The 13,282-nt window shown below is 58.0% G+C and carries 11 protein-coding genes; 10 read left to right on the forward strand and 1 reads right to left on the reverse strand.

All coding sequences use genetic code 11. The annotated features are described in order from the left end of the window. The first annotated feature begins 13 nt into the window (after positions 1–13). The 6 genes from ACIN8IBEIGE_RS00855 to ACIN8IBEIGE_RS00880 are packed head-to-tail and all read left to right on the forward strand — an operon-like array spanning position 14 to position 6,974. Positions 14–1,768: a carbamoyltransferase gene (locus tag ACIN8IBEIGE_RS00855; RefSeq protein WP_160012988.1), complete on the forward strand. Its 1,755-nt coding sequence runs from the start codon at positions 14–16 to the stop codon at positions 1,766–1,768. Next, entirely contained in the window at positions 1,755–2,888 is a 1,134-nt protein-coding gene (locus ACIN8IBEIGE_RS00860; RefSeq protein ID WP_160012989.1) for a glycosyltransferase, read from the forward strand. The genes ACIN8IBEIGE_RS00855 and ACIN8IBEIGE_RS00860 overlap by 14 nt, the downstream gene beginning before the upstream one ends. Positions 2,889–2,895: 7 nt before the next feature. After that, on the forward strand, positions 2,896–4,158 hold the full coding sequence (locus ACIN8IBEIGE_RS00865; RefSeq protein ID WP_160012990.1) for a capsule biosynthesis protein: 1,263 nt from the start codon (positions 2,896–2,898) through the stop codon (positions 4,156–4,158). Between the two features lie 24 nt (positions 4,159–4,182). Beyond that, positions 4,183–4,926, forward strand: coding sequence for a glycosyltransferase family 25 protein (locus ACIN8IBEIGE_RS00870; protein WP_256665015.1), 744 nt, complete (start codon positions 4,183–4,185; stop codon positions 4,924–4,926). A 10-nt stretch (positions 4,927–4,936) separates the two neighbouring features. Further along, on the forward strand, positions 4,937–6,118 hold the full coding sequence (locus ACIN8IBEIGE_RS00875) for an O-antigen ligase (protein WP_160012991.1): 1,182 nt from the start codon (positions 4,937–4,939) through the stop codon (positions 6,116–6,118). A 37-nt stretch (positions 6,119–6,155) separates the two neighbouring features. Beyond that, positions 6,156–6,974, forward strand: coding sequence for a lipopolysaccharide core biosynthesis protein (locus ACIN8IBEIGE_RS00880; protein WP_160012992.1), 819 nt, complete (start codon positions 6,156–6,158; stop codon positions 6,972–6,974). Here ACIN8IBEIGE_RS00880 and ACIN8IBEIGE_RS00885 read toward each other — a convergent pair. Further along, the gene (locus ACIN8IBEIGE_RS00885) at positions 6,944–7,558 is read right to left on the reverse strand and encodes a lipopolysaccharide kinase InaA family protein (protein WP_160012993.1); all 615 of its coding nucleotides are present in this window, start codon (positions 7,556–7,558) and stop codon (positions 6,944–6,946) included. The two genes, ACIN8IBEIGE_RS00880 and ACIN8IBEIGE_RS00885, sit on opposite strands and share 31 nt — an antisense overlap. A gap of 34 nt (positions 7,559–7,592) precedes the next feature. On the opposite strand from ACIN8IBEIGE_RS00885, the gene msbA reads away from it, so the two are divergent. The 4 genes from msbA to hldE all read left to right on the forward strand — a co-directional run bounded on the left by msbA (position 7,593) and on the right by hldE (position 13,201). Next, entirely contained in the window at positions 7,593–9,416 is a 1,824-nt protein-coding gene (msbA, locus tag ACIN8IBEIGE_RS00890; protein ID WP_160012994.1) for a lipid A export permease/ATP-binding protein MsbA, read from the forward strand. Then, positions 9,416–10,312, forward strand: coding sequence for a GNAT family N-acetyltransferase (locus ACIN8IBEIGE_RS00895; RefSeq protein WP_160012995.1), 897 nt, complete (start codon positions 9,416–9,418; stop codon positions 10,310–10,312). The genes msbA and ACIN8IBEIGE_RS00895 overlap by 1 nt, the downstream gene beginning before the upstream one ends. A gap of 2 nt (positions 10,313–10,314) precedes the next feature. Beyond that, the gene (locus tag ACIN8IBEIGE_RS00900) at positions 10,315–11,715 is read left to right on the forward strand and encodes a PIG-L deacetylase family protein (RefSeq protein ID WP_160012996.1); all 1,401 of its coding nucleotides are present in this window, start codon (positions 10,315–10,317) and stop codon (positions 11,713–11,715) included. 64 nt (positions 11,716–11,779) lie between these two features. Further along, entirely contained in the window at positions 11,780–13,201 is a 1,422-nt protein-coding gene (gene hldE, locus ACIN8IBEIGE_RS00905; protein WP_160012997.1) for a bifunctional D-glycero-beta-D-manno-heptose-7-phosphate kinase/D-glycero-beta-D-manno-heptose 1-phosphate adenylyltransferase HldE, read from the forward strand. The last annotated feature ends 81 nt before the right edge of the window (positions 13,202–13,282 follow it).

Below are 13,282 nucleotides of genomic sequence, written 5' to 3' on the forward strand. Positions count from 1 at the left end.
AGAGGCACAACCAGTGGCATTGACGATTCTCGGCCTTTCAGGCGCCCTCAGCCATGATCCATCCGCCGCCCTGTATATCGACGGCAAGCTGATCGCGGCCGCCGAAGAAGAGCGCTTCGTGCGCGACAAGCACGCGAAGAACCGCATGCCCTACGAGTCGGCCAAGTTCTGCCTGGAGCAGGCCGGGATCAAACCGTCTGACGTTGATGTGGTGGCTATTCCGTTTGCGCCGATCAGCATCTTCGAGAAAGCCCGCTGGCAATATGCCAAGCGCTACTGGTACGCCCCGGATCGCGCCCTCGACGCCATCCTGATGGGCAATCGCCGCTACAAGCGTTACCACAAGAAGATTCAGTGGTGCCTGGAGCAGCTCGGTTTCGATCTGAAGAAAATCAAGATCGAGCCGGTCGAGCATCACCTGGCTCACGCCGCCAGCGCCTACCACTGCTCGGGCTTTACCGAGAAGACCGCGATCCTCGGCATCGACGGCAAAGGTGAGTACGCCACCACCTTCTTCGGCTACGGCGAGAACGGCAAGATCCACAAGATCAAAGAGTTCTACGATCCGGATTCGCTCGGCGGCCTGTATGGTGCGATCACCGAGTTCCTCGGCTTCGAAATGCTCGACGGCGAGTTCAAGGTCATGGGCATGGCGCCCTATGGTGATGCGGCCAAGTACGATTTCTCACGCCTGGCCAAGTTCGAAAACGGTGAGCTGATCATCAACACCGACTACGCCAACGTCATCGGTTTTCGCCGCTACAAGGAAAACGGCAAGGGCTACTACTTCTCGCCCAAGCTGATCGAGTGGCTGGGGCCGAAGCGCCAGGGCGACATTGCGGATGATCCTTACATCCACTACGCCGCCAGCATGCAGGCGCTGTTCGAGAAGCTGGCTCTGGAGATGATGGAGTACTACCTCGGTGACATTATCCGCGAGACCGGCAAAATCGCCTTCGCCGGCGGCTGCGCGCTGAACGTCAAACTGAACCAGAAGATCATCGCGCGCGACGATGTGAAAGAGCTGTTCGTGCAGCCGGCGTCCGGCGATGCCGGTACTTCGGTCGGCGCGGCTGCCTATATTTCGCACCAGCGCGGCGTGCCGGTGGAGAAGATGGAGCACGTCTACCTCGGGCCGTCCTACAGCAACGAGGACGTGATCGCCGCCTGTGCTCGTCACCCGAGCAAGCCGGTGTTCAAACAGATCGACAACATGCCGCAGCGCATCGCCAAGATCATGGTCGACGCGAATCCCGTGGCCTGGTTCCAGGGCCGTATGGAGTTCGGTCCGCGAGCCCTCGGCGGTCGTTCGATCATCGGTTGCCCGAGCGTGGCCGGTGTGGCCGATCGCATCAATGAGCAGATCAAGTTCCGTGAGCGCTGGAGGCCGTTCTGCCCGTCGATGCTCGACACCGTTGGCCCGCAGATGCTCAAGGTCGACCACCCGAGCCCGTTTATGACCTTTACCTTCGAGGTCAATGAAGAGTGGAAGACCCGCGTCGGCGAAGTGGTGCATGAGGACGGAACCTCGCGCGCCCAGGTGCTCAAGCGCGAGTACAACCCGCGCTACTACGACATGATGCTGGAGCTGGAGAAGCTGACCGGCAACGGAGTGTCGCTGAACACCTCGCTGAACCGCCGTGGTGAGCCGATGATTTGCTCGCCGACCGACGCGCTGAACATGTTCTACGGCTCCGATCTGCAGTACCTGATCATGGAAGACATCCTGGTGGTCAAGGATGGCAAGGATTGGTATGACAACGTCTGAGGTCGCGGAGGCTGCTCAGCCGTGGGTGCTGCAGTTCTGTCACGGTTATGACGGCCCCTTCCTCGATTGCGCGCGGCAGTATGCTGCGCTCTTTGTCGGTACGCCTTATAAAGTCTGTACGGTATACCTGACGGGTAAACCGAGTTCGGAAGTCGAGGAAGGTTCGGCTTCTGATGAGGTGATTTTTCTCGACTATTCCAGTCGGCAAGTGCGTGGCCTTAAGCTCAAGGCGATCCGCGATCTCAAGCGAATCGCCGCCTCGCGCGACTTCAAATTCTGCATCGCTCATCGTTTCAAACCGGTGTATGTCGCCCTGCTCGGCAGCGAGCTGCCGGTGATCGGCGTGCATCATGCCTTCGGCGATTACCGGCGGCTGTCGCGGCGGCTGTTCGCCAACTTCTTCAAGGCGCGTCTGGCGCTGCTCGGGGTGTCCGATGCGGTGCGTGATGACATGCGTGCCTGCTTGCCGAGCTGGCCGGGCGAGCGTATCGAAACCCTGTACAACCGCCTGGATGTGGCTGCCGTGCAAGCCGAATTGCTGCCGCGTGAGGAGGCTCGCGCAGCGCTGCAGCTGCCGCAGGATGCCTGGGTGGTTGGCAATGTCGGTCGTCTTCATCCGGACAAGGACCAGGCCACCCTGATTCGTGGCTTTGCCCAGGCCCTGGCGCAGCTGCCTGCCGGCAGCCTGTTGGCGATCATGGGCAGCGGCAAGCTCGAGGTTGCGCTTAAGGCGCTGGCCGTTGAGCTGGACGTGGCTAACAGCGTGCGTTTTCTCGGTCAGGTACCGGGCGGGCGGCGCTACTTCAAGGCGTTCGATGTGTTTGCCCTGAGCTCCGACCACGAGCCGTTCGGTATGGTGCTGCTGGAGGCCATGGCTGCCGGCGTGCCACTGGTCGGTAGCGACTGCGGCGGTGGGCGCGAAGTGGTGGGTAATGTCGGGCGCCTGTTCCCCTTGGCCTATGCTCCGGCCCTGGCCGTCGCGCTGACCGAGCAGGCGCAGGCGGCGGGCGAACTGCCAGTCGTGCGTCAGCGCATGCTCGACAGTTTGCAGCTGCGTTTCTCCGACGCGGCCGTATCCCGGCGCTTCTGGTCGCTGCCCATGCTTGCCGCCCTGCGCTGAGGTCGCCATGACACCGAACGTTGCCATCAACCCCTGGGCTGCCAAGGCCCGCGCTCTGGATCGCTACCGCTGGCTGCTGCTGCGCGAGCGTCACGGCTTGCTCGGCAGCGCCCTGCGCTTTGCCCGTGAAGCGTTCGGCGACTGGCTGTTCGGCCTGCGCGCCAAGCACCGTCTGGCTGTCACGGTAACGACTGAACCGTGCGATTTCCTGCTGCTGCAGTCGGCGTCCAAGGTGATCAAGTTTCAGCGCAAGAAGCTGCTGATCGAGGGGTTGCGCGCACGCGGTCATACTTTGGTTGAAACTGCGTTGGAAGAACCTAGGGTCATTCTCCGCCAGCGTCTGCTGAAACGTCCGCCGTTTAGCGTGCCGACCCGCTACTTCGGCTTGGCGGCCTATGCCGAATGGCTGGTCGAGCACCACCTGCCACGCATCCTGCTCAATGACCGCAATGGTAGTTTGTATGCCCCCTTCCTGCGCCTGTCACTGAATGCGCGGCAGCGTCTGCTGGTGCATCTAGCCCATGCCTCTACCGTCGAGAGTTCGCGGCGCCTGGGCATGAACGATTACGACTATTATTTTCTGTTCGGTCTGAGCTCGTTGCAGGCGCTGCAGGCACGTGCATTACGCTTTGGTAGTTCGCAGGCTGTACTGGCAGGCTCGCATATGATCGACAGCGACTACGACCTGCCTCCGGCTGAGCCGTCCCAGCGTACTGTGCTGATTCTCGGCATTGGCCCGGACAAAGAGAAGGAAATCGGATACCAGCGCACCTATGCGCTTATTCATGACTGGGCCGTTGCGCATCCCGAGTATCAGGTCTTGATTAAGGCACATCCACGTAGCCAGGTCTCGTTTTGGCGACAGGCTGCTGCTGGGCTGGCCAATCTGCAGGTTTTACCCGCAAACTGCTCACTGGCAGAGGCTCTGGCGCGTGCTTCCTTGGTCATTAATATTATGTCCAATGCGGTGATTGAAGCCGCTCTTGCACGGCGACCGTTGATTTATGTGAATGCTAGCGGCGAGCCCGATATCTTCGCGCAGACCAGTTTTTTTGGTGAGTGTGTTGAGTGTGCCAGCCAGCTGCAGCAACGGATTGTGGGCATTGAATCTGACTATGTGGATAGCCAGCAGCAGTCGGCTCGCTTTGCCGACTATCACCTTGCTCAGGGTGTCACGGGGCTTGAGCGAACCTGTGTCTTACTTGGAGGCTTACTGCGTAACGAGCGTATCGAGAGCTGGCCTCTTGCCGAGAGCCTAGTTGCTGATTAACTACTAAAAGCAGGTTGCTGCCGTTTGAGTGATGCTATGACCGGATTTTGTTTTGACCATGCATTTGTTATCAATCTTGATCACCGTACTGATCGTTGGGCGAAGATGGCCGACAATTTGGCGCGAGTAGGTATCGTAGCTGAGCGGTTCTCCGCCATCAGTGTTCGTGATCTGATCGATGATCAGCCAACGATGGCACTCAAGGATTTTCTCAAACGCGTTGATGGTCCTAGTCCTTCTGCAGAGCACAAGCTGCAGACGACTTGGGCGTGTATGCGCAGTCATCTGGCGATTATTCGCATGGCTCGTGATGCTGGCTGGCCTTCGGTGCTGATTCTCGAAGATGACTGCGAGTTTGAATCTTACACCCCTGCTGTGCTGAATCGGGCATGCGAACAATTACAGGGGCGTGAGTGGGGAGTGCTGTACCTAGGGGGTACCTTGAAGAAGGGTGGCAAGAAAGCTGCTGTTTCCTCGAATCTCTTAGCTGTCAGTCGTATTCGCCTTGCTCATGCTTATGTTGTTAACGCCAGTCTCTATGAGCGGATCCTGCGCGAGGCCCCAGGGTCAGGATTACCGCTCGACTGGTACTACTCGGAAATTCTGCAAGCTTCATCCAATGCTCTTATGGTGCGGCCGACTCTGGCGTATCAGCGTTTATTTGATATGAGTGATATTGAGCAGGTTGAGCGTCAGCCTAAGTACAAAACACGCCAAATGCTTCAGCGTTGCTGGGCAAGAATTCGTTACGGCCGCACGTCGTACTAATGGAGCAACTATGAATCATTCATTGACAGTCTCGCGTTTGCCCAGAGTTTTGACGCGATGGCTTGCCTTTGGCTTCGCATGGCTATTGTTAGGTATGTTCTTGCTACCGACCAGCAAGCTCTATCAGCAGGGGCTGATCCTGTTCTTCTGGTTGCCGGGGTTGTTAGCGGTACTTGCCATCCCGGTTGTACGACGGTCGTGGGATGGGGTGCTGTTATTCCTGTTTGCACTATCAGTATTTTGGGCTGGGCTATCTATAGGCTGGGGAGGCGAGCCAGACCAGCTTAAAGAGCTGCTCTATGTCTGCCTTGCGGTTAATGCAATGGTAGCCTTGGCAGCACTAAACCCACGTTTGCTTTGGCAAGTCTTATTAGGCTGTGCGTTGCTAGGCTCTGGATTTGCGTGGTGGTCGCTTTTTGAATTTTACATATGGCAGGGCCAGCCTTTAGATGTGCGAGTTGTTTCTACAGGGTTACTTAATCATACGATTCTCGCTTCGCATGTTATTGGCGTAATCGGATTGGTTGTATTGTTTATGCGTAGTTTGCTGCCTCCTCGTTTCCCATCATGTTTGTGGGTGGTGGCATGCTTGGGGTGTCTGGCCTTTTTGCTCATGTCTCGCAGTAAAGGTCCGGCCCTAGCGTTGCTTGTGTGCATGTCGCTATCAGGTCTGTGGTCGACTGCTCGTTGGGGATGGTTGGCCGGTGGTGGCGCGGTCTTCGTGGCGCTACTTGCTGCTTGGCTGTTACCTGAGCAGCTGTTTCGAGGGGGGTTTTCCTATCGACCACAACTGCTTGAACAGGCTTGGTTGTTATGGCAGGAAAACCCTTGGTTGGGGCTGGGTGTTGGTGCCGATTATAAGTTGCTGATCTCTGAGTTAGGTATAACTCATGAGCATGCTCATAACCTCTACATGCACTTAGCCGTACAGTTGGGCGCGATAGGCGTGATGCTTTGGGTTGTATTGCAAGCAGCGATTTTCTGGCGCGCGTGGTCGTCAAGAGGGAGCGTGGCGGGGCAGACTCTGTGTGCTCTATGTTGTTTCTCAGCGGTCGCTTTGCTTACGGATGGTATTGGTCCTTGGGTCAAGCCTAGGGAAGAGTGGTTTACAGTCTGGCTGCCAGTCCTTTTGGGGTTTGCTCTGTATTCTGCGAATTATGAAGGTTTTTCGCCTAAGTCACGTGTTGAATAGTTTTGTGTATGCATGCTTGCTGAGTCGAGGAGGAGGTGTGTTGACGGGCAGCCGTATTAACGAAACTCAGTCTTTGGAAACCTTGCGAGGTAAGCATTCGGGAGTCTTGTTCATTGTCGCTTCTGGCCCTTCTGTCGGTGAATTTCCGTTAGAGCGCTACGCGAAATACCCAATGGTATCTATGAACGGTTCGATCTGCCGCTTTGCCGAAGCCGGTGTGAGGCCGCTGTTCTATATTTGTGACGACAGCAGCTTTGTGCGTAATCGCTTGCCATTACTGCAGCAGGGAATTGCCTCGGCGCAAAACATAGCCTTCAGTCCGCGAGTGATTGAGACTCTACTTGCCCTAGTGCCAGATGCTCTTGTTGGGCGATCAGTTTATGGTTTTGAACGCGTCAATCGACCTGTTGGCGGGCGTGAGCCGATGGGCGATAGGCAGTTTGCCTGGGCTGCTCGCAAGGATGCCGATTTCGAGTGCCATTTCTCGCTGTTCCGCCAGAAGCCTAATCGCATTGGTTTCAGTCGTAATATCGACAAGGGCTATTTCAGTAGCCGTACCATCCCCTATACCGGGATTCAGTTGGCCTATCACTTGGGGTTCCAACAGGTCTTCGTAGTTGGGATGGACTTGGATTCGAGCAAAGGCCGTTTCTACGAGCAGGGTGAGGACGCAGTCGGTAGCCGCTTGGATGGCGATTATGAGGACTACATCCTGCCGTGTTTCGAGTTGATGGCTAAACGGGTTGTAAGTCCAGCCTTCCAAGTTTACAACCTGTCGTTAGACAGCCGTTTGCCGGGTACTGTGCTGCCCAAGCTGTCTCTGGATCAGTTGGATGCCTTGCTTGCGGCTTTGTAGGCGGCCAGCAGTTCCTCCCACGGGAAGTTATCCACCTTGCGCCGCTGCAGGTAGTTGTGCAGATGTTGGAAGTTGCGGCGAATCAGCATGCGTCCTAGCGGTCGGTTTTTGAAACGAATATCGAGAAAGTCGATCAGGCCGAAGTCGCCATCTGGAGTGCGCAGGATGTTGCCTAAATGCAGTGAGCGGAAGTAGATGCCACGCTGATGCAGGCGGTAGATGTAGGCGGCCAGTTGCGGCAGCAGTACGTCGAACTGTTTGCGACTGTTGCAAAATAGGCGGTCCAACGGCTGGCCGGCGAGTGGTTTGTAGAGGCAGGCGCTAACAAGGTTGCTGCGGTCGATCCAGCATGTTTCGCAAATAATTGGTGTCTGAATGCCGGTATCCTGCAAACGCTTGGCCCGATCCTCGAATCGTGCCGCATCTGGGTGCAAGCGAGCCAACAAGGGCAGGCGACGGCTGCGGAAGATTTTCAATAAATTGCCATCGGCGAGGCGAATTACCTTGGCGCCATGGCTGTCTTTTTCCAATACCTCACCATGGCTCAGCCAATCTTGGAATTCTTTCGCTGTTACAATCCGCATCTAATCTCTCTAGTCGTCGTACGAGGCGTGCCGAATGGCCAATTCTAACCAGCAATCGAGCATCAAGGTTTATTTGCGATTGCTGAAATACGTTGTCCCTTACTCGGGACTGTTTGCCATCAGTATCTTGGGTTTTTTGATTTTTGCATCCACCCAGCCGATGTTTGGCTACATCCTCAAATATTTTGTAGATGGCCTAGCCAACCCGGACGCCAGCTTTTTTGCGGCTATTCCCTACCTCAAAGACATCTCGTTCTTTGTCGATCTAAAGCTCATGCATGTCGTGCCGCTGCTGATCGTGTTGATTGCGCTCTGGCAGGGCATTGGTTCCTTTCTGGGTAACTATTTTCTGGCCAGGGTCTCGCTGGGTTTGGTGCATGACCTACGGGTGTCACTGTTTAATAACCTGCTGGTGTTGCCAAATCGATATTTTGATACCCACAACTCGGGCCACCTGATTTCACGGATCAGTTTTAACGTAACCATGGTTACGGGGGCTGCTACCGATGCGATTAAGGTGGTGGTCCGCGAGGGCATGACAGTGATTTTCCTGTTCGCTTCGTTGTTGTGGATGAACTGGAAGTTGACCTTGGTGATGCTGGCAATTCTGCCGCTGATCGGTCTGATGGTCACCAGTGCCAGTCGTAAATTCCGTAAGCAGAGCAAGAAGATCCAGGTGGCTATGGGGGATGTGACACACGTTGCATCTGAGACTATTCAAGGCTATCGGGTTGTTCGTAGTTTCGGCGGCGAGTCTTACGAGCAGACCCGGTTTCTCAGCGCGAGTAACAGCAACCGAGAAAAACAGCTGCGCATGACCAAGACCGGCGCAGTGTATACGCCGATGTTGCAGTTGGTGATTTACAGCGCCATGGCCGTGCTGATGTTCCTTGTGCTTCTGATGCGTGGCGATGCTTCGCCAGGTGACCTGGTGGCCTACATCACCCTGGCGGGGTTGCTGCCTAAGCCGATTCGTCAGCTGTCCGAAGTCAGCGCCACTGTGCAAAAGGGCCTGGCTGGTGCCGAAAGCATTTTCGAGCAGCTGGATGAGGATCAGGAAGTTGATCACGGTACCGAAGAGCGCGCACGGGTCAGTGGGCGCCTTGAAGTGCGTGATTTGAGTTTCCAATATCCCGGGGCTGAAAAGCCGGTACTCAATAACATTTCCTTTGTTGCGGATCCTGGCCAGATGGTCGCTTTGGTGGGGCGTTCGGGCAGTGGCAAGTCCACTCTGGCCAGTCTGATCCCGCGTTTTTATCACCATGAGCATGGCCAGATCCTGCTCGACGGTCTGGATGTCGAGCAATACCGTCTGCGTAACCTGCGTCAGCACATTGCGCTGGTGACACAGCACGTCACCCTGTTTAACGATACTGTGACCAATAATATTGCCTACGGTGATCTGGCTGGCGCGCCGTTTGAAGATGTGCGTAAAGCCTCCGAAGCGGCCTACGCAGCTGAGTTTATTGAGAAGCTTCCGGAAGGTTACGCAACCCTGGTTGGTGAGAATGGCGTGCTGTTATCTGGCGGTCAGCGGCAGCGTCTGGCGATTGCCCGTGCATTGTTGAAGAACGCCCCGCTACTGATTCTCGATGAGGCCACATCCGCGCTGGATACTGAGTCGGAGCGGCATATCCAGGGGGCGCTGGATGAGGTGATGAAGGGGCGTACGACACTGGTTATCGCCCACCGGCTAAGCACAATCGAGAAGGCTGATCTGATTTTGGTGATGGATCAGGGGCAGATTGTCGAGCGCGGTACTCACAGCGAGTTGCTGGCGCTTAACGGTTACTACGCACGCCTGCATGCGCGCGACTTTGTCGAGGTTGATGACCTGGTCGCGGAGCCTGATGCCTGATGCTTGGTCATTTACGCGCTTGGCGCGAGCGTGGCTGGACGTCGATTGATGCGGCCGCTTATGCCGAAGCCTGGCGGCATTTCGGTGGCAGTGTCGCCACCCATCCGCAGGTGGTTGAGCGCCTGGCTGAATTCGCGGGTTTGCCGGTGCGTTACCTGGGCTGGTTTTCAGGTGGCGAGTTGCAGGCCGCGATTCCGACCTGGGGGCGGCACCTGGCGTTGTCCAAGGATGTGCTCAAGCAGCAGGGCAAACGCGGCCTGTTCGACTTAGGCAATGCGGAATTGATTCTTCCGATCGCGCCGTCAGCCTGCGTCTCGCTGCGCCATCGCGGTCGTTATATTTCAATGCTCAATGCCGCTGCGATCAGCACCCTGCGTGAGCAGCCAGAGGGCCTGGCCTTGGCGCGCGAGCCTGAGGAATACAGCAAGAAGTTCCGCTACAACCAGCGTCGTGAGCAGCGTTTGCTGGAAGAGGCGGGCGGAGTGGTTCGGCCGATGCTGGAGCTTTCCGCAGCCGAGCAGGCGGTGATTTATGCTGAGCTATTTCAGCGTCGCTGGGGTTTTGAAGCCACCGGTAAGGCGCATCTAGCTGAGGTGTTCAGCCTGATGCGTGACTTTATGACCGGCTCGCTGATCTACCTGAATGATCAGCCAGTGGCGATTCAGGTGCTGTACCGCGTCGAAGCGCCGCAGTGGGTCAGCCTGGAATACATCAACGGCGGTGTTGATCCGCAAAACCGCGAATTCAGCCCCGGCAGCGTGCTGAGTTTTATCAATACGCAGACCGCCTGGAGTGAGGCGCGCGCGCTGGGTAAGCCGCTGCGCTATTCCTTTGGCCGGGCTGATCGCGAATACAAAGACCGCTGGTGCAACCGCGTTGCGGTTTATCAGGTCTGATCATGTCAGCTCGTAAACAGATCCTGCTCAAGCGCCATCGCCGGCAAAAGCGCATCGCGTTGCTTTTGGCACTTGTTGTGTTGGCGCTCGTTGGCGTGCTGGTCGCCTGGTGGTGGGTGCCGATCCTTCTAGTGCTGGGTTGGGTTGCGCATGAGGCCTGGTTTGCTGATCACCTGTTCTATTCGCCCAGCGATGACTACAGCTATGCCTTTGCCGAGTCGACCCGAGCCGTAAATGGTCGCATAGACGCGGGTTGCGTGAGGCTGGAAGGCGAACTGGAGGCGGCGGATGCCCTGATTCTGCAGGTGCAGATAAAAGCCAGTTGGCTGGGCCGTTGGTTTGATCCTTATGTGCTGATCGGCAACGACCGTCAGGATTTTGAGCGGGGCGTGAACGGGCGGCGCTATCTGAATCTGTCCGGGCAGGGCGAGCTATTGGCGCAGGGCAAGCTGTCGCTGCGTGGTCGGTTTTGCCGTCTGGATCCGCTCGTCACGCTCCATGCGCAACGCAACCCGGACTACGCCGAGCAGCGCTTGATGATTATCGCGCCGCATGCCGACGACGCTGAACTGGCCGCCTTTGGCCTGTACAGTCGGGCGCGTGAGGTCAGCATCCTGACTCTCACGCAGGGCGAAATTGAGGCTGAGGCCTATCAACTCCTGGGGCTGGAACAAGCGGCTGCCGCTCGGTTCAAAGGCCGCCTGCGTGCCTGGGACAGTCTGGCTGTGCCGCTGTGGGGCGGTGTACCGCAAAGCCAGTGCCTGCAGCTCGGCTATTACTGCCTGCAATTGCCAGCGATGCAGACGCAGCCTGAGCAGGCGTTCGGCTCGCGAGAGTCCGGTGAAGCGGATATTCGCAGCGTGCGCGCGAACAATGCCCTGCCGTTGCCCGGCGATGCCGATGGTGTGCCCAGCTGGCGCAATCTGCTGGCGGATCTGGTAACTGCGCTTGAGCACTACCAGCCTGAGGTTGTCGTCACCCCGCACCCGCAGCTGGACCCGCACAGCGACCACGTCGCCAGCACCCAAGCGCTGTTGGAGGCGATTGAGCTGAGCCGGCACAAGCCGAAAACGTTGCTGTTGTACGCCAATCATCTGCACGACAACGACCGCTGGCCCATGGGGCCGGCCGGTTTTGGCATTGCCCTGCCGCCGGCCATCGAAGTTCTGCCGGCTGATGGGCTGTGGAGCCCGTGCCTGGGTGTCGCGCAGCAACTAGATAAAGCCATGGCGCTGGCCATGCAGCACGATTTACAAGGCCCGTTGCCGCTTAAGCGGCGTCTCCGCCGCTGGATTCAGCGTGTGCTGGTCGGGCGGCGCTGGCCGGCTACCGGTGAAGACGAATTCTTCCGCAAGGCGGTGCGCCGCCATGAACTGTTCTGGGTGCGCACGCTCGGCGGTTAGCCAGCGTAGTGGCCAGCCAATGTTATGATTCCCGGCAATCTGTTCTGCCGTTTCTGGAGTGTTTATGAAAGTGTCCATGCCGCGTTTCGACCAGGCTGCCGTTCTGGTGGTGGGCGATGTCATGCTCGATCGTTATTGGCATGGCGGCACTTCGCGGATTTCGCCGGAAGCGCCGGTGCCAGTGGTCAAGGTCGAGCAGATCGAAGACCGTCCGGGCGGCGCGGCCAACGTCGCGCTGAACATCGCTGCCCTCGGCGCACCGGCTACCTTGCTCGGCGTGACTGGGGAGGATGAAGCCGCCGCAAGCCTGCGCAACAGCCTGCAGGCGGTTGGCGTAAAGACCTTTTTCCAGACGATCAAAGACCAGCCGACCATCGTCAAACTGCGTGTGATGAGCCGTCATCAGCAGCTTTTGCGCATGGACTTCGAAGAGCCATTCCGCACCGACAGCGTGGCCCTGGCCGCCAGCGTTGAGGCGCAGTTGGACGGCATCAAGGTGCTGATTCTCTCGGACTACGGCAAAGGCGCGCTGCAGAACCATCAGGCGCTGGTGCAACTGGCGCGCAGCAAAGGCATTGCCGTGCTGGCCGATCCCAAGGGCAAGGATTTCTCCATCTACCGCGGCGCCAGCCTGATTACGCCGAACCTGCACGAGTTCGAAACCATCGTCGGCCATTGCCGCGATGAGTCCGAGCTGGTGGCCAAGGGCGCGGCACTGATGGCGGAGCTGGAGCTGGGTGCGTTGCTGGTGACCCGTGGTGAGCATGGTATGACCTTGCTGCGCCCAGAGCACCCAGCGTTGCACCTGCCGGCGCGTGCCCGTGAAGTGTTCGACGTGACCGGTGCCGGCGATACGGTGATTTCCACCCTGGCCGCCAGTCTGGCAGCAGGCGAGGAACTGCCGAATGCGGTGGCGCTGGCCAACCTGGCTGCGGGTATTGTGGTCGGTAAGCTGGGGACTGCGGCGATCAGTGCGCCGGAACTGCGCCGCGCGATCCAGCGTGATGCCGGTTCCGAACGCGGTGTGCTGAGCCTGGATCAACTGCTGCTGGCCATCGACGACGCCCGTGCCCATGGCGAGAAAATTGTCTTCACCAATGGCTGTTTCGACATCCTGCACGCCGGGCATGTCACCTATCTGGAACAGGCGCGCGCGCAAGGCGATCGACTGGTGCTGGCGGTAAATGACGACGCGTCGGTCAGCCGCCTGAAAGGCCCGGGTCGGCCGATCAACGCCGTGGATCGGCGCATGGCCGTTTTGGCGGGCTTGGGCGCGGTGGATTGGGTGGTGAGCTTCAGCGAAGACACCCCGGAAAACCTGCTGCGCGCGGTCAAGCCGGATGTACTGGTCAAGGGCGGTGATTACGGCATCGAGGGTGTGGTGGGCGGCGATATCGTCCGCGCCTATGGGGGCGAGGTCCGCGTGCTGGGGCTGGTGGAAAACAGTTCCACCACCGCCATTGTCGAGAAAATCCGCAGCAAGTAATCCGCCACATTGACTGGCTGCTTTGCCAGTCAAGCGCGTCGGCGCGGTCATAGGCGCTTGCCCTGACCGCGCGCATGATCC

Origin of the sequence: Pseudomonas sp. 8BK (assembly GCF_902506475.1) — a bacterium.
Taxonomy (GTDB): domain Bacteria; phylum Pseudomonadota; class Gammaproteobacteria; order Pseudomonadales; family Pseudomonadaceae; genus Aquipseudomonas; species Aquipseudomonas anguilliseptica.